This window comes from Bradyrhizobium sp. UBA2491 (assembly GCF_002341725.1).
GTDB lineage: Bacteria > Pseudomonadota > Alphaproteobacteria > Rhizobiales > Xanthobacteraceae > Bradyrhizobium.
Map to the genome: position 1 here is coordinate 1 of NZ_DDOP01000066.1, position 19961 is coordinate 19961.

Genomic DNA, 19961 nt, shown 5'->3' on the forward strand with positions numbered 1-19961 from the left:
GAGATGGTCTTGAGCGCCGCGGCCTGCATCCAGTAGATGCCGACCGGCTTCTTGTAGCGGACGTCGTCCTGGAACCGGATATCGACGAAGTCGCCGCTCTCGACCATCTGCTTGGTCGCCTGGGCGAAGCGCACCTCGTCGCGGTCGATCGGCGGGATGGTGAAGAAGCCCGGCAGGAACAGCACCAGGCAGGTCAGCGTCAGGAATGCGATCGAACGCCAATGGCTGGCCGTCGCGAACTCGAACGCCATGAATAGCCTGCGGCTCGAATGCGCAGGTTTTACAGACTGTTGCCCTGCTCCAAAGCGCCGGGGTTGGAGGCTATCCACCATGGATTTCGCATACGATGAAACCGCAGCGCAAACAACCGTGCTGTTCCCCTTTCCACCCGTACCATTCCGCTTTCCCGCGCCATCATTGCACGCGGATCACAACGGTATCCGCCGCGCCGGTGGCGTCGATCACGGTCAGCCGCGCAAAACCCGGCCCGGGCGGCTCGATCAGGCGCTGCCGCCGGCTGTCGATGTCCCCGGCTGAGACACCATTCACGAGGACCGTCAGCGGCAGCACCCCGCCGGCGACCTTGACCGGCATCGCCGCATTGCGGCCGCCCTCGGATTGATCGACATCGATGCGCGAGCCGTTCAGCGGAAACTGGATATGCGGCGCCTGGTCGTTGCCGCTGCGGACCAGTTCGCCGAGCGGCCGGAACCGGCGCAGCGGCGGCGGCAGTTTTGCGTTGGAGGCGACCAGCACGCCGCGCGGCGGCTTGGGCAAGGCCGCCGGCATCTTCCCGGTGCGCGCGAAGGCGTCGAACAGGATCGGTGCCGCAGCCGTGCGGCCGACGAGACCCGGCACCGGTGCGCCGTCCGGACGGCCGACCCAGACGCCGATCGTGATACGGCCATCGAAGCCGACCGACCAGGCGTCGCGATAGCCGTAGCTGGTGCCGGTCTTGAACGCGATCCGGTTGTGCACGCCGTTCTCCGGCGGCGGCGTGCCGAGCAGGACATTGCCGACCTGCCAGGCGGCGGCCTGATCCATCAGCCGCATCGTGTCGCGGCGATCATTCGCCTGCACGATCTCGCGCAGCGGCCTGGTGACGCCGAGCCGCGCCAACCCGGAATAGAGCTGGACGAGATCCTGCAACGTGATGCCGACGCCGCCGAGGCCCATCGCAAGACCCGGCGCCTCGTCCTTCGGCAGCACCAGGCTGGTGCCGGCCTGCTTCAGCCGCGACGACAGCCGGCTCGCCCCGACCCGGTCGAGCAATGCGATCGCCGGCACGTTGAGCGACAATTGCAGGGCCTTGCGGATCGGCACCGTGCCCTGGAACGTCATGTCGAAGTTTTCCGGCGCGTAGCTACCGAAGCGGATCGGCCGGTCCTCGATCAGGCTATCGGGATGGACGAAACCATCCTCGAAGGCGAGACCATAGATGAACGGCTTCAAGGTCGAGCCTGGCGAGCGCACCGCGCGCGTCATGTCGACCTGCCCGGCCCGCCGCTCGTCGAAATAGTCTGCCGAACCGACCCGTGCGAGCACGTCGCCGGTCTCATTGTCGACCGCGACGATTGCGACGGAGACGTCAGGCCCCTGCGCGATGGCGCGGTCGCGCGCCAGCGCCTCCAGGTTACGCTGCAACGTGGCGTCCAGCGTCAGCTTGATGACGGGTGCATCCTTCATCGTCGCGACCGCCTGGTCAGCCGAGTGCGGCGCCAGGATCGGGATCTGCTTGCGCAGCTTCGGCACTGCCACGGCCCTGGCCTGCGCGGCATCGTCCGTCGACACCACGCCGTCCTCCACCATGCGGTCGAGCACGCGATCGCGCGCGGCATGAGCGGCTTCGGGGTAACGGTCGAGCCGCCGGCGCTCCGGCGATTGCGGCAAGGCCACCAGCAACGCGGCCTCCGCCAGCGACAGTCGCTTCGGCTCCTTGCCGAAATAGGCGATCGAGGCGGCGCGGACGCCCTCGAGATTGCCGCCGAACGGCGCCAGCGCGAGATAGAGATCGAGGATCTGGTCCTTCGAGAGCTGCCGCTCCAGCTCGACCGCCCGCACCATCTGCCGCAGCTTTGCGTAGACCGAGCGCTGATGCCGCGGCTCGATCAGCCGCGCCAGTTGCATCGTGATGGTCGAACCGCCGGACACGATATGGCCACGGGTGAGCAACTGGAATCCAGCGCGCGACAGCGCCAGCGGATCGACGCCGTGGTGCTCATAGAAGCGCTTGTCCTCATAGGCGAACAACAGCTTGAGGTAGCCGGGATCGATCGACGTCTTGGCGTCGACCGGCAGCCGCCAGCGCCCATCCGCCATCGCATAGGCGCGCAACAGCTTTCCGTTGCGATCGACGACCGTGGTCGAAACCTGCTGCGCCTTGTCGAGCGGCAACGGACCGAGCGAGACGACCCAGGCCGCGAAAGCGCCGGTGATCGCAACAAGCACGACCGCTATCGCAGCCGCGGCGCGCAGCACCAGACTCTTGCGACCGCCGTCATGGCCGGGCTTGTCCCGGCATGACGACTGTTGCTGGTTCACGGCTTCACTCATTTCGTCGGCTTTACCTCGACCGTGCCAGTGCCGCTGCGGCCGTAGCGCGAGGGGTTGTACATGTCCTCGACATAGGCCTGCGGCAGCACATATTTGCCCGGCGAGACCGCGCGCACCACATAGGCCACCGTGAACACCGACTTGTCGTTGGCGGCGCGGTCGATCGCCGCGGTGAAGCGATCATCGCGGAACTCGGTGTTCTTCGCCTCGACGCCGTCCTCGATCCACTCGAGCGTCCCGGAATCGCCCGACGACACCAGGTTCGGATTGTCGATCTCGAGCCCGGCGGGCAGATAGTCCGCCACCATAATGTGCCCGAACTCGGGTTTCGCCTCCGTGACCTTCAGGACAACCGCGAAGCGGTCGTTCTGTTTCGCCTTGGTGACATCGGCCGGCCTGCCGTCGAGCGTCAAATAGCTGCGCTCGATCTTGAAGCCGTTGGCAGCGGCGGGTTCCGGCGTCACCGGCGAGCCCGACACCGAGATCACCGCCTGCACCGGCGCATCGCCGGTGTTGGTGATCTTGAGCGGCTGGCCGGTCATCTCCTCGGCCTTGTAGCTGCGATAGACCGCGGTCTTGACGCCCTGGCCGTTGATGTCGAGCGCCAGCGTCTCCTTGGCGAGCGCACGCGCCGCCAGCACCATCCACGCATTCTCCTGCGTCGAGGTGTAGGGCGACAGACCCCGCGCCGCTTCCACCCGCAGCACGGCCTGCGTCAGCGTGGTGCGCGGCGCATTGCCTTCGCCCGCCAGCGAGACCAGGGCGGCCGCGTCGCGCAGCGCCGAGCCGTAATCGACCCGGCCGAACTCGAGCACCGGTTTCGGGTTCAGCGCGTCGAGCGCGGCTCCGTACACCCGCTCGGCCCGCGCCTTGTCACCGACCAGCGCCAGCGCCGCCGCGAGTTGCGCCTTGGAGATCGGCGTCGCCAGATTGTTCAGCTTGGTATCGGCGAGATAGCGCAGATCGCCGATCGGCGCCGCGCCGTTGCGCGCGAGCACATAAAGCCCATAGGCCAGATCACGGCCGCCATCCTTCTCCGGCTCGTTGGCATTGACCACCGAGTTCCTGACGCGGTCGAGCGCGTTCTTGAACAGCACGTCCGGCACCGCAAAGCCCTTTTCGCGGGCTCGGGTGAGGAAGTCGGTCACATAGGCATCGAGCCACGCGTCGTCGCCCCCCGCCGACCACAGGCCGAACGAACCGTTGGACCCCTGGCGCGCCAACAGCCGCTCGATCGCATCGCGGATGCGCTGGTCGACCGCGGTGTCCATCGCGAGATGGGCGCCGGCGGCGAGATCGTTGACATAAAGCAGCGGCAGCGCGCGGCTGGTGATCTGCTCGGAGCAGCCATAGGGATAGCGGTCGAGCGCCTTCAGGATGCTCGCGGCGTCGAGCGCGGTCGACAGGCTCGCCGAGATCGAGACGCTGCCGGTGCCCGGCACCAGGTCGGAGAACATGTCCGACGTCAGCGTCAGGCTCTCGCCCTTCGCCAGCGTGCGGATCGAACGGCGCGCCAGCACTTGCGTGGCCGGCTTGACGTCGAGCGCGTAGTGCCGCGTCAGCGTCAGCCCGTTCGGCCCGGAGATGTCGACATCGAAATCGGCACGACCCGCACCGCCGGCCTCGAGGCCGAGCGACAACGAGGTGCGCTGCTTGGCGGCGAGCTTCACGGTCGTGGTCGGATTGCCCGAGACTTTGATCGGGCCGCTTGCCTTGATGCTGACGGCATAATCGCCGGCGGCACCTTCGACATTGTCGATATCCATGCTGATGGTGCCCTTGTCACCGGTCAGCAGGAAGCGCGGCAAGGTCGCGGTCAGCACCACGGGATCGCGCACGGTCACGTCGACATTGGCGCGACCAAGCTTGGTGGCGCTCCACGCCACTGCCATCACGCGCGCGGTGCCGGCAAACTCCGGAATGTCGAAGCTGACCTCGGCCGTGCCATCGGGACCGACAGTGACGATGCCGGAATAGAGCGCGAGCGGCTTTTGCGTCGGCGGCGAGCCCTGTAGCTCGGCGCCGGCGGAATCGCCGCCGCTCCTGATCTGGCCGCGCGTGCCCTGCATGCCGTCGATCAGTTGGCCATAGAGGTCGCGGATCTCGGCGGTCAGACGACGCTGGCCGAGATAGTAATCGTCGGGCGCCGGCGGCTTGTAGTTGGTCAGATTGAGAATGCCGACATCGACCGCGGCCAGCACCACCTTGGCATCCTCGCCGGGATTGAGCCCGCCGAGCTTGACCGGAATCTTCAAGGTGGAGCCCGGCCGCACCAGGGCGGGCGGCGACAGCGTGACGGCGAGCGTGCGCGTCTTCTTGTCGATGCCGAACCATTTCAGCCCGATCGCGCGGCCCGGCATCCGCCCGGCCGCAACATCGAGCGGACGGCGCAGCGTCGTCATCACATAGGCGCCGGTGCCCCAGTCCCTGCCGACCGGCAGCTTGACCTGCTGGGTGCCTTCCTTGACGTCGACGCTTTGGGTCGTCAGCAGCCGGTCGCCGAGCACATAGACCGTGAGCTTGCCGGCGGTGCGCGCATTGACCGACACCGTCATGGTGTCGCCTGAGGCGTATTCCGGCTTGTCGATCGAGGTTTCCAGCAGGTCGGGCGTGTCGGCACTGCCGTCGGAGTACCAGCCGACGTCGAACTGCACCGAGGTCACCGGACCGTCGGCATCGGTCGATTTGACGTCGAGGCGGTAGCGGCCGGGCTGCGGCTGGAAGCTCAGGCGCAGCGGCTTGTCGGCCGTCAGGCTCGCGTCACCATCGGCCACGCGGCGCGTCGACTTGACTGGCTCATACTGCCAGGACGAATTCTGCCGGTACCATTGATAGCGCGACTCGAGCTTCAACAGCTCGTAGCGCAGCCCGTTGCGCGCCAGTTGCTTGCCGTCGGGCGCGACGAACACGACGTCGAATTCGGCCTTGTCGCCCTCGGCCACGCTCTTGTCGCCGAACAGCGGCTTGACGCCGATCAGCGAGGCGGCAGGGGCCACCGGCAGCACGATCTTGCGCTCGACCGAGCGGCCGCCGGTCTCCGCCATCCGGATAAATATCTGGGCCTCCTGCGGCCGGGTCGAGGTCGGGACCTTGTCGAGCTTCACCGGGAACGTCGCGGCACCATTGGCATCGGCCTCTGGCAGGTCCTCGATCGGGGTCCGCTCGTTGCTCGCGGTCTGCTCGTCGTCGACACCGAACTGGTAGCCGGCATAGCCGGGTCGCCCGCCTGCCGCCGGTGCGACCAGCATGTCGCCTTCGAGCTGCAAGCCCGAAGCCGGCGCGCCATAGAGGAAATGGCCGCTGACTTGAAGTTCCACTGGAACTTCAGCTTTGATCGTCTTTTCCTTGCTGGTCAGATCGAATTCGATCCGCTCAGGGATGTAATCCTCGACCATGAAGGTGGTCTCACCGACGGCCGAGCCCTTCGGATCGGTGAAAACGCGCGCCCGCCAGGTGCCGGTCGGCACCGCGGAATTCAACGCCACCGCCAGCATCCGGCCGCCGGCGCCCTGATCGGGCAGCACGGCGCGGCGAAACTCGACGCCGTCAGGCCGCTCGATCACCATGGTCAGCGGCGTGCCGGTCAGCGCGTTGCCCTGGCCGTCGCGCAGCAGAGCCGTCAAGTAAACGGTCTCGTTGGAGCGGTAGACGCCGCGCTCGGCGTAGACGAACGCGTCCGCGCCGACCGGGATCGCCCGGCCGGCGACGCCGCGGTCGGTGAGATCGAAGGCATTGCTCTTCAGGCTCAGGAAGGCGTAATCGGCCTTCTCGCCTGTCACCGTGAGTAGCGCCGGCGACAAGCCGCCCTCGCCGCGCGCCAGCCCCTGCTCGAACAGCACGTGGCCGGCGGCGTCAGTCTTCCGGGTGGCCAGGATCTCGTTGTTGCGGGCGACCAGCTTCACCTCGGCATTCGCGACAGCCTCGGTCGAGGCCAGCGAATTGACGAAGACGTGGATACCGTCGTTGCCGGAGAAGGCCGACAGCCCCATGTCGGAGACGATGAACCATTGCGTCGCCAGCGTGCCGTCATCGTCGCTGCCGGGGCCTTTGGCCGCCGCCGTCATCACATAGACACCCGGCTGCAAGTCGCCGAGCGCCTGGTCGACCGGAAATGCCGTGACGACGTCCTGGTTCAGCGTCGTGGCGGTCGCCAGCTCGCCCGACCAGACCTTGACGCCGCGCTGGTCGCCGAGATCGGAGAGCTGGTAGCGGCTCAGCGTGCTCTGGAAGTCAGAGTCGATCACCGTGTTGATCAGGTTGCGGTCACCGATCCGGAACACGTCGATCGTGACCGCCGGCGTGTTGACGCTGACCACCGGGATACCGCGCTGTCCAGTCCGGGGCAGCACATAGGCGCGCCCCGTGAAGCGCACGAACGGCTTGCGGTCGCGGACATAGATGTTGAACTCGGCCGATTTCGGCAGGCTCTCCTTGACCGTCGACGGCAGGCCGGCGCGCAAATTGATGTTGTAGCGTTCGCCGTGCTTCAGCCCGTCGACGCAGAGCTGCTGGCCTTCCGCCGACAGGGCCGGCTTGTCGGTGCCGGCCAGCGCCAGGAACGGCGCGAAGTCGACCCGTTTTGCCAATTCCTCGGAGAACTGGAAGCAGGCCCGCGGCGAGGCCGAATCGGAATCGACGGTATAATCGAGCAGCCGGAAGCCGTGCTCGTCGCGCATCTTCTCATATTGGCCCCTGACATCGGCGACCTCGCGCAGGTCGAGCGACAGCCGCAGGCTGTCGAGTGCCGGGCGCCACAGCTTGCGCTCGGCGAACGCCTTGCCGAGCACCGCCAGCGCATCGGCCTCCTCGGCCGGATTGCCGGCACGCTGATAGGCGATGTAGGCCGCCGTGGAGGCACGCTCCATCAAGAAGGTCTGTTCGGTAGAGCTGGTCGATCGAATCTGGAAGACGGTTTTGGCGAGCCGCAGCCAATTGGCGCCGTCCTCCGGCGCGGTCGCTGCGATCTGGCCGAGGATCTGCAACCCGCCGCGGAAATCATTGCGCCTGAAGGCGGCGTCCGCGTCGGTGCGCAACGTGGCAGCCGACTTGTTGACCGCGCCCGCCTCGCTCTTGATCTGCGCCTCCAGCTTGATCGCGGAATCGGCGAGGTCGTCGCGCTTGAAGGCCTTGTCCGCGGCCCCGGCGCTCACCAGGCCAAGCACCAGCGTGGCGCAAATCGCAGCGGCACGAACCAATCCGATCATGATGGAGCTCCTGAACGCCCCGCGGTCGAGCGCCGCGTTGGGATTAGAAAATGCGCGAAAAGGTGACGGAGTGAAGGCGCGGACATCAACGGGCGAAACGTCACAGATCGCATTGCCGACATTCCTTTGACCAGCCCCGGCGGCAGTGTCATGCCGGCTCGGGGGCTGGACCGGCCAACGCAGGCCGGGACCCCTGCTCGCCTTTGTCGTCCGCCCCCAGAAATCGGTTCGGACGGACTTGGCGGAAAGGCGGATTTTTCATAATGGCGGTGCTACAAGGCGGCCACGGTCCCGTAGCTCAACTGGATAGAGTAGCGGATTTCTACTCCGCGGGTTGCAGGTTCGAATCCTGCCGGGATCGCCAGCAAAAATGGCGCGCTGAAATCACTTCACAATCTGCCTCTGATTGACCCACTTTTTGGAACGCCTGTTCCGGTGGGTCACGTCGGCGGGAATATCGAAAAAAATTCCAAAGCCGATTGACCAAATTCTCGCGTTGACAACGCACGCGCCACTAAGGCGCCTGACTCGGCAGCACCCCTTCAGCATGGATCGACCGCTACAGCCTAATCAGCAACGGCAAGTGCCGATACACGGCGAAAGCGCATCATGAAGCCAACGCCGGCGAAGCCGAGGAGCATCATGGCCCAGGTCGATGACTCCGGCACCGACGGCGTGAAGATGCTGAAGTCAGTGATAGACCCCTCGAAAGAGAAGTTGGCTGTACCATCCAGCTGGGTCAGCGACGTGAAATCTCCAGCGTATGAATAAATGTCACCATTGTCGGCCTGGGCATGGAAGGAAATCTGCTTCACCACGGGCTGGACCTGGTAGTTCGACAGGTCGAGCGGAAAGATCGACGTCGAGCGGGTCGATCCATCCAAAATGATGGATATCCCGTCGCCTGACGCGGTGGATCCAGCCCATTGTGCCAGACCCGGCTGGTAAGAGACCTCAATATAGAGCGAGCCGCCGGCCCAATGAGTTCCATCCAGGTTCAACGAGATCGAACCGGCATTGTAGTAAGTTTCGTACACAAAGTTGGGATTCGCGGTGCAACTCGAGCACGACGCCGACGGATTGATCGTGAGGGTTCCGGAGAACTGATCGCCGATGTTGGCGACTGGCGCCGCAATTGCAGCGGTCGAAAAACAGAGCGCGGAAACAAGAACACCGACGCAACACGAAACGGCCTTCATTGCTAACAAACTCCCAACTGGTAACGGCCCATTTCTAAACATGTCCGTTTGGCAGTCAACCGACAGTTGATCGAATTGCCTGCTCCCCCGCGGCTTAGCTGCCGCGGTAACAATTCGCGCGCGCCACCTGATACGCAACAAGCGATCCAGACGCCGATCCCTTATGGCGAAGCAGGGTTCCACCACACGACGTCGTCCGAAACCAAGGCGACGAAATCGCCGCTCGCATCAAGGACACACGGTCATTGGTCGATTGCGATGATCACACAGAGATCACGTTGGCATTTGCCGCGCCGTGGCCGCGGCGGCGCTCACGTCGGCTAGCGATGATCGTGCCCGCGCGCTCCTCAGCGCCCAAGGCCGAGCTAACGCTCTCTTAACCACAAACGCGCGCTACGTGAGAGCGCGTGGGACGACTCTGCATCCATTCGCGTTGTCCGGCACCATGCGCATCATCGGTCATTCGCTGCTCGTTGCCGCGTGCAGCCTAGTTGTCCTCGCTGCACCGATCGCAACCGCCGACGCACAGCAGGTGCAGGCCGGGACGCTTGACTGTCATGGCGGCCCCGATGCCGGGTTCATCCTCGGACCGGTGACCAATCTCGATTGCGTGCTGCACGTCGATGCCGCGCCGGACAGCCGCTACGTCGCGGCTATTCGTAACTTCGGCGTATTCATCGGCGATCAGGACGTATCATTGACTTGGAAAGTGATGGCGACCGTGCCATGGATCGGGGTCGATGAACTGGCCGGCGGTTACGCCCACGCCGGCGGCACCGGCGCAAACGTTCTCAGCGGCGGCACCAATGCGCCGATCACATTGCATCCGCCGACCGAGCCAGACGGCACCTCGAAACCGCGGGTGCAAATCGAGGGCCTCGAACTCCGACCGGTGGATCACTGATCCCAGTCGTTTGCGCATCACCCCGAATGCACGACGCCGCCCGCTTGAAATACATGCGGACGGCGCCGGCACTAGCCCCAGGAAGGTGATGCAAAATCCTGACCGCTCCATGTCTGCACGTCCACGGCCGAGAAGCATGGCCCAAATGGGCTATCAGACGAAGCCGAAGCGAAGCTGGGTTCGGTGTCGGCTGCTCCCAGCATGGACCACGACGCGTTCATTGCTCTGATGTTCACGGTCTGCCCTGAATTCGCTTGGCGTTCTTATCATTCAGCGCACCGAATGTTTCCGTAGTTCTCCGTGCGTGAACCAGGTTCCGATTCCTTGTTGGATGCTGGATGCGAGCTGCTGGCGAAGCTCCTCATTCTCGCCGCGATTATAGGTCGGCGTGTTCGGTGATTTCTCGATCGATCGTCATTTTCAGCAAGAGCCCTTCCGAGCGCCGGCGCTCGCTATCGATACTGGAATTGTCATGGAAGATTCGGTCCAAGTCCGTTGCACGCGCTGCAAGAACGTCTTTCGCGACCGGGCCAAGCGGCTGCAGAACGGATATTCGCGCCAGTGCCCGAGCTGCGAGATCGTGCTGTTCTTCGACGAGGACTCGCACGATCCGAACATCAAGCGGGCGATGCGAGTGGCGCGGCGCGCGCGGAAGGCATTGCGAGAGAGCGAAGGCGCAAGCCCGAGAAGGGCCGAGCCGGCTCCCCGGCATTACAGCGGCCGCTCGGCCTCGAACTCACGGGGCACCGACGAAGAGGACAGCGATTGAACCTGGCGCGACCGACACAAGAATTTCGTCAGGAATGACGGTGTAGGAAAGGTCGTCGAAGGCCGGAGGACGCCATGCGGAACCTGAACACTGTGCTGAGCAAGCTGAACGACCGCCTGCTGCGGCTCGAAGGCGAGCTGTTCGTGTTGCGGTCGATCGCTCGCGCCTCGCTCACCGCAGGCGACGAGTCCGCAGTCCGTACCCGCAAACTGCTCGAGGGCGCCAAGCTCGCATTGTCCGACGAAGCCGAACGACCGCTGGACGCCGCGACCGGGAAATACGTTGCGGCCGCCGTCGCCATGGTCGATGAATTGCTCGAGCATCCCCGCGAGGCGGCGCCGCTGTTCCGGGTGATCGACGGCGGCAAGCGCGACGATTAGCGATCGAGTTGCCGACCAGGCCTAGCCCACGCCCAGGACCGCCCGGTCATAGGCCTCGATCGTCACACCGGCCCTGACGACAACATCGGCCGCCGTCATGCCCGGCTTGTAGAGGCTGCTGCCGAGGCCGAATGCGCGGATGCCCGCTCGCACATACTCCGCGAAATTCTGGTCGGAGACGCCGCCGACCGCGGCAATCATCACGTCCGGCGGCAGCACCGTGCGGATCGCGGTGATGCCGGAAGCGCCCAGCACGCTCGCCGGAAAGAATTTCAGGCTCGAAGCACCCACACGTGCCGCCAGCAATGCTTCGGTCGGCGAGAACACGCCGGGCATGGTGACCATGCCGTGGTGGCGGGCGCGAGCCAGCACGTCGACATCGACATTGGGCGACACCATGAGGCGGCCGCCGGTGTCACGGAGGCGATCGACGTCTGCGGCCGTCAGCACCGTGCCGGCGCCGATCAGGACGTCGGCAGGCGCGCGCTTCGCCGCGATCTCGATCGAGCGGAACGGCTCCGGTGAATTCAGCGGAATCTCGATCGCGGTCATGCCGGCCTCGATCAGCGCACTGACGATGCCGGCCGTTTCTTCCGGCTTGATCCCGCGAAGGATCGCGACCAGCGGACGCTGCATCGGCGGGAATGGAATGCTCATGCGTTGATCCTTCAGTTGCGCCAGATCGATGCCGCCGCGTGGCCGAGGCCACGGCGAACCGCCTCCTCCGCATCGATCACGTTGAACGGGATCGAAAGCCGTTCGAGTGCCGTTTGATAGAGTTGCCGAAGACGGCCCGAAGCGATCAGCGTGACCGGCGCGCCTGCCTCACGCTCCGCAAGGCCAGCGGCGAGCTCGGCGCCGATCAGCGTGCCCGAGATCGTCTCACGCGCCGACTGCGCGCTGCCGCCGAACAGCAGCTGCCGCGATCGCACCCGGAACAGCAGATTGGCCGACAGTGCCGGCGCCGCAAACACCGCCGCAACGGCCGAGCAAAACGCATCGCGATCGATCGCCCCCTCCGCGCCCGCGACCGCATGCGACAGGATGGTGTCGCGCGCGATCGCGCCGAACAGCTCTCCGGTCATGAAGGTCGCGAAGCGCTCGACCGTTCCGCTTCGTACCCGCACCCATTTGGAGTGCGTTCCCGGCAGGCAGACATCGGCGTCAATTGCCGCGTCCAGACCGAGTGCGCCGAGCAGCTGGGTTTCTTCCCCACGCATCACATCGGGTGCCGCGGCATCGCGCTGCGCGATCCCCGGCAGGATCCGAATGTCGCGCGCCGAGCCACGTACCGCGACAGCGCCGGTGAGGATGTCGGACAGACGTGCCGGCGCGTCGACATAGCCGGCCTCGACCCATCCCTGCCGCGCGCCCGCCATGCCGCAGATCACGACCGGAAGGTCGGCCGCAACACCCAGCGCATCGAGATGCGATTGCAGCACCGACGCAAAGCCGGTGCCGGCCGCGACCGTCATGCCCTGGTCGCTCCGGCGTTCGCCCAACACCTCGCCGTTCGCGTTCATCAGCCAGAGGCGGAAGCTGCTGGTGCCCCAATCGACCGCGACATAGGTAAGCCCGCTCATCGCTGTTCCACGCTCTCGGTTTCCGGCGCAACAACGGCGCCGCCGACCGAGACGCGATAAAGCCGTTCATCTTGCCGCGCAAGGCACGCCGTTATCGTGCGCCCTTCAACGTGCAGGAGGTCGTGCAGGTCGTGACAACGCCGTGGTCACATTTGATGCAGGCGTTGACGCACTGGTCCATGACCTTCGGATTGTACTGGCTGTAAAGATTGGACGCGCAGCTGTTGGTCGATCCCGTGACCTCCGGGTCGGACCAGCAACCGGACAGCAAAAATGCTGTGGCACCCAAAATGGCGACCTGGCGCATAAGGCCTCCTGCCACGCTGTATCCGAGTAACCTTGATAGGTTAGGTTAAATTCCGGTTTCAATTGCGACCTTATCCGGAAGCAGTATTGCTTATCCACCGGACACTTCCCCAAGGTCCGGGCCCACACCGGCAAGGCCGTCAGGCGACCCCGCCTGGCGGCCTTGTTGCCCTGCAATGCACAAGGATACCAACAAGATGGCCCGAAAGCCGCGGTGGTCGTTCAAGGAGGACCGGCGACTGATGGAATTGGCGCGTTCCTCGAAGTCACTGGAAGACGTCGTCAAGGCGACCGGCCGTTCGCCGGAGCGAATCAAGAAGATGGCGATGCGCCTCGGCCTGTCGATCAAGCCGCGCGGCGCCACCAAGAAGTAACCCAAGACGGCCGCGCCGCAGCGGCACAGCCGGCTAGAGTTCCGGCGGACAATCGTCCTTCGCCCGTACGGGAATTGCCCGGTTCTCGCCCACGGCCTCGGTTGCCCGGGTGCAGGTGGTGAGCACGAAAGCCACCCGGCTGCATTGCCAGTCCGGTCCGAGCCCGGCGCTCGACACCGGTTCGGGCGACGCCAGCGCCGCGAACAGATACGCCACCAAAACGGCACCCGCCGCCCCCGCGGCAGCCAGCGCCGCGCCCTTTACGGACCACAGCTTGGATATCATGGCCTTGGTTCCCGCCGATCTCTGGGAATCGATGAGACCGCCCGCCTGTCCACGCGTGACTGAAATCACAATCAGGACCAGACAGTTCGGGCTGAGTCTTTGGTTTTGATGTGGGAACGATATTGCACTGCCGCAAGATCGGATCAGCGTGCCGGCTCGATCACATTGCAGTTGGTGCGGCCCGACATCAGGCAGTCCTGCATCTTGCTCGCCGCAGTCAGGTCATGTGCAAGCCACAGGCCGACCGCGAGCATGACCACCGCGATCAGCAATCCGATCAGCGCGCCTCGGCGGTTGCCGCCGTCGTCGGATTCGCTCATGACCGCTGCGGTTCCCCTATTACCGTTGACCGTATCATGACCGTTTGCACGGTTGCGTGCGATCAATTTTGCAACACTCGTACAATGAATTGCGCACGCTCCGCGTCGGCGCTGCAATTCCATTGCGGGCGCCGGCGACTCGCGAAAAGCTGCACTCCGACGAGAGCGCGTGGTGCGGAGCGTGCCGGTGAGCGAACAAGAAGCGACCTACGACTATCAGCGTTACAGGCAGCTGCTCTCGGAGGCGGTCGACGAGACCAGCAGATTGCGCCTGATCAGCCTCCTGATCACCGAAAGGGCCCGCGACAGGCTGGAAGCCCAGCGCGCCTCGGACCGGAGCGCGATGACCGCCGAAACGGTCGCCCGCGTGCTGGGCAACGCCCGGCGCGAACAATTTCAACGCGGCTGAAATTCCGGCGCACCGGGTGACCAACCACTCACCAGGCCCCTGATCGGGTGGCTGCAACGGCCATGATCGATCGTTTGCTGTGCGCTCATATCTCCCTTGCTCCCCGGCGCGCCGTTCGCCACTGGCAATTTCGCCGCTGTTCACTTATTGAAGCGCCGAACCCCATCCCATCACTGAACAGAAAGCAGCAAGGCTTCCTCTATGAGTGGCTTCAAGGAACCGGGTTTTGCCGACCGCCAAAAGGCGGCCCTGCAGGCGCGGCAAAACCTCCTCAACAAGTTTCGCGCCCAGCCGGGTGCCGACGATCCCACTGTGAAGGCGCGGGCCGAGGAGCGTGCTGCGATCGCCGCGCGCCGCACCCAGGCCAAGGAGGCCCGCGAAGCCGAGAAGGCCGAGCAGCAGCGGCTTGCTGAAGAAGCCGCTGCGGCCGAGGCCGCTCGGATCGCGCGCGAGAAGGAAGAGGAAGCCGCCCGCGAGGAGGCGCTGCTCGCCGAGCAGAAGGCCAAGCGCGACGCCCGCTACGCGGCGCGCAAGGAGCGTGGCAAGAAGAAGCGCTGAGACGTGACCAGGCCCGCCACGACGGCGGGCCTGCTGACGACGAGGCGTGCCGGCAATCAGTTCTTCTTCATGCCGTCATCTTTCTTCATCATAGCGCCGCCATCCTTCTTCATGGCGTCGTCCTTCTTCATCATGCCACCGTCTTTCTTCATCGCATCCTTGGACATCGTGTCTTCCTTCTTCATCGCGTCGTCCTTGCCCATCTTGTCCTGAGCGAAGGCGGCCGGCGCCAGCGCGATGCTGAACGAGAGCAGTGCGGCGGAAAGGCCGAGGCGGGTCCTGGTGGTCATGATGATGTTCCTTGTTCGAATGTGAGCGCGACGACTGCCGCTCTCTGCTCGACGCATCCGCACCTTCAGCTGTTACCTCAATAACGAATTCTTGAACCATCGCGGCGCGCGCCCGAGTTGCGCCCCGTGCGTCGCCACGCCGCAGTGTGCGCCGCAACAAGGCAAGGACTTGCCGTCGCGCATCCGCCCGCACTATCAGGGCGCCTCGAACTATCAGATTAGAGAAAACTCACGCGAAGACCGGCTAAGCTAGAGCTCCGCGCCGGCCTAACAGCCACTCAAGAAGCTCTTCAGGGGAAGAACCATGCTCACACGCCGCCACGTCCTCGCATCCGCCCTCGCCGCGCCCGCCGTCTTGCGGATGGGCGTCGGGACCGCTCACGCCGCGACCACGCTGAAGATCTCGCACCAATTCCCCGGCGGCACGATCGACAAGGGCGACTTCCGCGATCGGCTGTGCCGGATGTTCGCAGCCGAGGTCGCCAAGCGCTCGGGCGGCGACCTCACGGCCGAGGTCTATCCGAACTCGTCACTGATCAAGACCAACGCGCAGTTCTCGGCGATGCGCAAGGGTGCGCTCGACCTCAGCCTGTATCCGATGCCGTATGCCGGCGGCGAACTGCCGGAGACCAATATCGGGCTGATGCCGGGCCTCGTCACCACCTACGACCAGGGCCTGCGCTGGAAGAAGGAGCCGGTCGGCAAGGCATTGAGCGACTTTCTCGCCGACAAGGGCATCCTCCTGATCTCCTGGGTCTGGCAGGCCGGCGGCGTCGCCAGCCGCTCCAAGGCGATCGTCGCGCCGGAAGATGCCAAGGGCATGAAGGTGCGCGGCGGCTCGCGCGAGATGGACATGGTGTTGCAGACCGCCGGTGCCGCGGTGCTGTCGGTGCCATCCAACGAGATCTACGCCGCGATGCAGACCGGCGCGTGCGACGCCGGCATCACCTCGTCGACCAGCCTGATCTCGTTCCGCCTCGAGGAAGTCGCGAAGTCGCTGACCTCCGGTGCCGGCGCGTCGTACTGGTTCATGCTGGAGCCGCTGATGATGTCGAAGGCGATCTTCGACAAGCTTCCGAAGAACCAGCAGGACATCATCCTCGCCGTCGGCGCCGAGCTCGAAGCGTTCGGCCGCAAGGGCGCGCAGGACGACGACGTCGAGGTCGCCAAGGTCTATGAAAAGGCCGGCGCCAAGGTCAGTGCGCTCGACGCCGCCATTGTCGGCAAATGGCGCGACATCGCCCGCGACACCGCCTGGAAGGACTACGGTGCCAAGACGGCGATGGCCGCCAACCTGCTGAAGCTCGCAAGCGACGTCCCCGCATGATGCATGGTCCGGTCGCGGATCAAGCCGAAACCACAGGCATCGCCACGGGCAATACACCCGTGGCCATGCTTGGGCGCGCGCTGTCCGTCTGCAACAACGTCATCGTGGTGTTCGCAGCCCTCGCCCTGATCGCGGCCTGCGTGATCCTGAGCTACAGCGTGCTCGGCCGCGCCCTGTTCCACAGCCCGAACTACTGGCAGGACGAGGCGGCGGTGTTCCTGCTGGTCGGCGCCACTTTCATGACCTCGGCCTATGTGCAGAGCCAGCGCGGCCATGTCAGCATCGAGGCCTTCGTCGGCCTGCTCTCGGCCCGCGCCAATGGCATCAGGCTGTGGCTGGTCGACGTCGCGAGCTTCGCGTTCTGCACCTTCTTCGCCTGGAAGTCCTGGACGCTCGCGCACGAGGCTTACGTCGACGGCCAGGTATCCAACTCGATGTGGTCGCCTCCGCTTGCGATCCCCTATGGCCTGATGGCGCTCGGCATGACCCTGCTCTGCGTCCAGCTGCTGCTGCAAATCCTCATTCCGTTGACCGGTGGCGCGCGCCGATGACCGTGTTTGGTATTGGCATCTCCTACGGACTTGCCACCCTGTTTGCGATGTTCTCCGGCATGCCGATCGCATTCGCGCTCGGCGCGGTCGCGGTCGTGTTCATGGCGATCTACATGCCGGCGGCCTCGCTCGATACCGTGACGCAGAACGTCTACGAGGAGATGGCCTCGATCACGCTGCTGTCGATCCCGCTGTTCATCCTGAAGGGCGCGGCGATCGGCAAGTCGCGCGCCGGCCAGGACCTCTATTCGGCGCTGCATGCCTGGCTGCACCGCGTGCCCGGCGGCCTCGGCGTCGCCAATGTGTTCGCCTGTGCGCTGTTTGCGGCGATGGCCGGCTCCTCGCCCGCCACCTGCTCGGCCATCGGCTCGGCCGGCATTCCGGAGATGCGCAAGCGCGGCTATTCCGGCGGCTTTGCCGCGGGGATCATCGCCGCCGGCGGTACGCTCGGCATCCTGCTGCCGCCCTCGATCACGATGATCCTGTTCGCGGTCGCCGCCGAGAAATCGCTCGGGCGGCTGTTCCTCGCCGGCATCGGCCCCGGCCTGCTGCTGGTGACTTTGTTCGGCCTCTACGCCGTGTTCCGCTTCCGCAAGGAATATGCGACGGCCAAAGCCGTCTATGACGCGACCGGCAAGGACGCTGCGATCCTGCAACGCGACGAGTTCACCATGGCCGAGCGCTTCAGCGCGCTGCCGCGGGTGATCCCGTTCGTGCTGTTGCTGACGGGCGTGATGATCGCGCTCTATGGCGGCTATGCCACGCCGTCGGAAACCGCGGGCCTCGGCGGCCTGTTGGCGCTGGCGCTGATCGCGGTGATCTACAGCGTCTGGAAGCCGAGCGACCTGTCGCCGATCCTGAAATCGACCATCCGGGAATCCACCATGCTGATGCTGATCATCGGCATGTCGCTGCTCTATTCCTACGTGATGAGCTATCTGCACATCTCGCAGTCGGCGGCCGAGGCGATCGTCGCGATGCATCTGCCGCGCTGGGAGCTGCTGTTTGCGATCCTGGTGATGGTGATCGTGCTCGGCTTCTTCCTGCCGCCGGTCTCGATCATCCTGATGACCGCTCCGATCATCCTGCCGCCGCTGCGCGCGGCCGAGTTCGACATCATCTGGTTCGGCGTCGTCATGACCATCGTGATGGAGATGGGCCTGATCCACCCCCCGGTCGGCCTCAACATCTTCGTCATCCGCAACGTCGCGCCCGACATCCCCTTGAGCGAGGTGATCTGGGGCACGCTGCCGTTCGTGCTGCTGATGATGCTCGCCGTGCTGCTGCTGTGTTTCGTCCCGGAGATCTCGACCTGGCTGCCCAATCTGGTGATGGGGCCGGACGGCGGGCGATAGAGCGCGCTTCGGATGGTTTGGCTAGGGGTCAGGCCGCTTCCTGCTCCCTGGCCGCGAGCGCCATTTCGATCCTGCGGACCAGCGACGCCGTCGGACGTCCCTCGCGCTGTAGCCGGCGCAGTTCATTCCATAGTCTGATGATTTCGCGGTCTCGTTCGGCATCCATGGCCGCATTCTCCCGAAGCGCCCCACTATGAACGAAACAGGAACAAAACTCAAGACGGAAAGATACCGGCCTGCATCCGGAACCAGACCGCCGCAACACGATTGGTTCCTCCATGAAAATGGCCAAGGCAATTCGCAAGCAGGCGCAAACCGCGGAACGGGTCGCTTCGGCGACGGCCGATGTCGTTGTCGCCGACGAGATGCGCTCCCTCGCCCGCGCCTTCAGGAGCCAGGCCGATATCCTGAAAAAGAAGGAGAAGATGGAGAATAAGCAGCCTTCCAGGCGGCCCTCGTCCAAATAGCCCTTTGCCGGTGAGGCACGGATCAGGGATAGCCGTCGCCTGGCGCATCGACCGCGACCACGTCGATCCGCGACACAGATTTGCCCTGCCTCAACTCCGCATACGACGTCGCCGCGCTGAGGCAGAACAACGTCCTGCGATCCGCTCCACCGAGCGCACAGGCCAGTGCGCGGCGCCCGGGGATGGCGATACGCCCACACTCCGCACCATCGCGGCCGATCCGGACGAAGGCGTCCTCCGTGAATGACGCGACCCAGGCCGCTCCATCGCGATCAAGGCAGATGCCATCGGGGTCGCTGACGCGGCCGAGCCGCCCACGGAGGTTCAGGCCGCCGTCCGACGCGATGTCGTAGTCGGCAAGGCAAGCGCCATCCATTTCAGCGACGACGAGCCGCCGATGGTCGGCGGAGACGGCAATGCCATTGGGAAACCGCAAGCCATCCGCGACGACGCGCGCGTTGCCGTCCGGCATCACCAGGATGATCCGGCCGACCGCGCCGCGGCCCTCCGGCGGCGGCAAGTCGAAGCCGAGATCGCCGACATAAGCGCGCCCCTGCCCGTCGACGATCATGTCGTCGATGGTGCCGATCGCGAGTTTCGAGAGGTCGGCATAGAGCGAGAGCGTCCCGCCGGAGAACCGCAGCAGCCGCTTCTTGAACATCGTCAGCACGACGATGTCCCCGTCGGGCAGCACGCCGAGACCACACGGCGTGTCATCGATCACTGCGGCATGCTCTTGCAGGTCACCCGACGGACTGACGCTAAGCAGCGTCCGCGCCATGCAATCGACGAACCACAGCCGTCCGCGATGCCAGCGCGGGCCTTCGAAATAGCGGCCGCCGTCCACAATGGTCGTGAGGCCAACCGTCATGGCGCGTTGGCCCGCAACAATTGATCCGTCCACGACATGCGCGCCCCCGGCCCTTCTCATCGAACATACAGGCCGGCCACGACCGGTCAAACCGCGATGTCGGCCCCCTGGACGCCCGTGGAATCCCGGTTCCGGCGGGTTCCACACGCCGCGTTCCATATTTCGCCGTGTTTTCCCTGTTGAGTTGCAGCCGCATTAACACTCGAGAATCGAGGGTGGTGGTAATCTGCGGCGGTTGTGCCGCCGTATGACGCGT

20 protein-coding genes, 1 tRNA gene and 1 pseudogene are annotated in these 19961 nt (G+C 65.1%); 11 read left to right on the top strand and 11 right to left on the bottom strand.

The features are described from left to right. The 3 genes from B2W55_RS21730 to B2W55_RS21740 all read right to left on the bottom strand — a co-directional run. Positions 1–251 (bottom strand): ArnT family glycosyltransferase (locus tag B2W55_RS21730; protein WP_414631656.1); only part of this gene is annotated, 251 nt, incomplete at its 3' end. 163 nt (positions 252–414) lie between these two features. After that, the gene (pbpC, locus tag B2W55_RS21735) at positions 415–2457 is read right to left on the bottom strand and encodes a penicillin-binding protein 1C (protein ID WP_371412442.1); all 2043 of its coding nucleotides are present in this window, start codon (positions 2455–2457) and stop codon (positions 415–417) included. Positions 2458–2549: 92 nt separating this feature from the next. Further along, entirely contained in the window at positions 2550–7757 is a 5208-nt protein-coding gene (locus B2W55_RS21740) for an alpha-2-macroglobulin family protein (RefSeq protein ID WP_024583596.1), read from the bottom strand. A 287-nt stretch (positions 7758–8044) separates the two neighbouring features. Between B2W55_RS21740 and B2W55_RS21745 the strand changes: the two genes are divergently transcribed. After that, positions 8045–8121: transfer RNA gene (locus B2W55_RS21745), tRNA-Arg, on the top strand. 202 nt (positions 8122–8323) lie between these two features. Here the strand turns inward: B2W55_RS21745 and B2W55_RS34260 are convergent. After that, positions 8324–8431 (bottom strand): annotated as a pseudogene (locus B2W55_RS34260) (PEPxxWA-CTERM sorting domain-containing protein); the annotation flags it as partial. Positions 8432–9389: 958 nt separating this feature from the next. Here B2W55_RS34260 and B2W55_RS21755 point away from each other — a divergent pair. From B2W55_RS21755 to B2W55_RS21765, 3 genes are all read left to right on the top strand, one after another. Continuing rightward, positions 9390–9860, top strand: a complete 471-nt coding sequence (locus B2W55_RS21755; protein ID WP_052506901.1) for a DUF992 domain-containing protein — start codon at positions 9390–9392, stop codon at positions 9858–9860. Positions 9861–10248: 388 nt separating this feature from the next. Next, positions 10249–10629 carry a Zn-ribbon domain-containing protein gene (locus B2W55_RS21760; RefSeq protein ID WP_244442291.1) on the top strand — a complete coding sequence of 127 codons (381 nt, stop codon included), beginning with the start codon at positions 10249–10251 and terminating at the stop codon, positions 10627–10629. A 74-nt stretch (positions 10630–10703) separates the two neighbouring features. Further along, the gene (locus B2W55_RS21765) at positions 10704–11009 is read left to right on the top strand and encodes a hypothetical protein (RefSeq protein WP_024583592.1); all 306 of its coding nucleotides are present in this window, start codon (positions 10704–10706) and stop codon (positions 11007–11009) included. Between the two features lie 21 nt (positions 11010–11030). On the opposite strand, the gene B2W55_RS21770 is transcribed toward B2W55_RS21765, so the two are convergent. Together B2W55_RS21770 and B2W55_RS21775 are read right to left on the bottom strand one after the other, a co-directional pair. Then, entirely contained in the window at positions 11031–11666 is a 636-nt protein-coding gene (locus B2W55_RS21770; protein ID WP_024583591.1) for a 2-dehydro-3-deoxy-6-phosphogalactonate aldolase, read from the bottom strand. Positions 11667–11677: 11 nt separating this feature from the next. Beyond that, on the bottom strand, positions 11678–12592 hold the full coding sequence (locus tag B2W55_RS21775) for a 2-dehydro-3-deoxygalactonokinase (RefSeq protein WP_024583590.1): 915 nt from the start codon (positions 12590–12592) through the stop codon (positions 11678–11680). 503 nt (positions 12593–13095) lie between these two features. Here B2W55_RS21775 and B2W55_RS21780 point away from each other — a divergent pair. Beyond that, complete coding sequence (locus tag B2W55_RS21780) at positions 13096–13272, top strand: hypothetical protein (RefSeq protein WP_168200206.1); 177 nt, start codon at positions 13096–13098, stop codon at positions 13270–13272. A 33-nt stretch (positions 13273–13305) separates the two neighbouring features. On the opposite strand, the gene B2W55_RS21785 is transcribed toward B2W55_RS21780, so the two are convergent. Next, positions 13306–13557: a hypothetical protein gene (locus B2W55_RS21785; RefSeq protein ID WP_024583589.1), complete on the bottom strand. Its 252-nt coding sequence runs from the start codon at positions 13555–13557 to the stop codon at positions 13306–13308. 143 nt (positions 13558–13700) lie between these two features. Continuing rightward, complete coding sequence (locus tag B2W55_RS21790; RefSeq protein WP_168200205.1) at positions 13701–13877, bottom strand: hypothetical protein; 177 nt, start codon at positions 13875–13877, stop codon at positions 13701–13703. A 187-nt stretch (positions 13878–14064) separates the two neighbouring features. Between B2W55_RS21790 and B2W55_RS21795 the strand changes: the two genes are divergently transcribed. Both B2W55_RS21795 and B2W55_RS21800 read left to right on the top strand, forming a co-directional pair. Next, positions 14065–14286 carry a hypothetical protein gene (locus tag B2W55_RS21795; RefSeq protein ID WP_024583588.1) on the top strand — a complete coding sequence of 74 codons (222 nt, stop codon included), beginning with the start codon at positions 14065–14067 and terminating at the stop codon, positions 14284–14286. A gap of 201 nt (positions 14287–14487) precedes the next feature. Continuing rightward, on the top strand, positions 14488–14844 hold the full coding sequence (locus B2W55_RS21800) for a DUF6481 family protein (protein WP_024583587.1): 357 nt from the start codon (positions 14488–14490) through the stop codon (positions 14842–14844). Between the two features lie 56 nt (positions 14845–14900). Here B2W55_RS21800 and B2W55_RS21805 read toward each other — a convergent pair whose 3' ends face one another. Next, entirely contained in the window at positions 14901–15134 is a 234-nt protein-coding gene (locus tag B2W55_RS21805; protein WP_024583586.1) for a pentapeptide MXKDX repeat protein, read from the bottom strand. A 304-nt stretch (positions 15135–15438) separates the two neighbouring features. Between B2W55_RS21805 and dctP the strand changes: the two genes are divergently transcribed. From dctP to B2W55_RS21820, 3 genes are read left to right on the top strand one after another with little or no spacing between them, the layout of a single operon-like run. Further along, positions 15439–16461, top strand: a complete 1023-nt coding sequence (dctP, locus tag B2W55_RS21810) for a TRAP transporter substrate-binding protein DctP (RefSeq protein ID WP_024583585.1) — start codon at positions 15439–15441, stop codon at positions 16459–16461. Next, positions 16458–17012, top strand: a complete 555-nt coding sequence (locus tag B2W55_RS21815; RefSeq protein WP_024583584.1) for a TRAP transporter small permease — start codon at positions 16458–16460, stop codon at positions 17010–17012. Before dctP ends, B2W55_RS21815 begins: the two co-directional genes overlap by 4 nt. Further along, positions 17009–18367: a TRAP transporter large permease gene (locus tag B2W55_RS21820; protein ID WP_024583583.1), complete on the top strand. Its 1359-nt coding sequence runs from the start codon at positions 17009–17011 to the stop codon at positions 18365–18367. The genes B2W55_RS21815 and B2W55_RS21820 overlap by 4 nt, the downstream gene beginning before the upstream one ends. 28 nt (positions 18368–18395) lie before the next feature. On the opposite strand, the gene B2W55_RS21825 is transcribed toward B2W55_RS21820, so the two are convergent. After that, the gene (locus tag B2W55_RS21825; RefSeq protein ID WP_160306758.1) at positions 18396–18533 is read right to left on the bottom strand and encodes a hypothetical protein; all 138 of its coding nucleotides are present in this window, start codon (positions 18531–18533) and stop codon (positions 18396–18398) included. 112 nt (positions 18534–18645) lie between these two features. On the opposite strand from B2W55_RS21825, the gene B2W55_RS21830 reads away from it, so the two are divergent. Continuing rightward, positions 18646–18834 (top strand): hypothetical protein, encoded by a 189-nt coding sequence (locus tag B2W55_RS21830; protein ID WP_024583582.1) that lies wholly within the window; start codon positions 18646–18648, stop codon positions 18832–18834. Between the two features lie 22 nt (positions 18835–18856). Here the strand turns inward: B2W55_RS21830 and B2W55_RS21835 are convergent, their stop codons facing one another. After that, complete coding sequence (locus B2W55_RS21835) at positions 18857–19705, bottom strand: SMP-30/gluconolactonase/LRE family protein (protein ID WP_024583581.1); 849 nt, start codon at positions 19703–19705, stop codon at positions 18857–18859. Between the last annotated feature and the right edge of the window lie 256 nt (positions 19706–19961).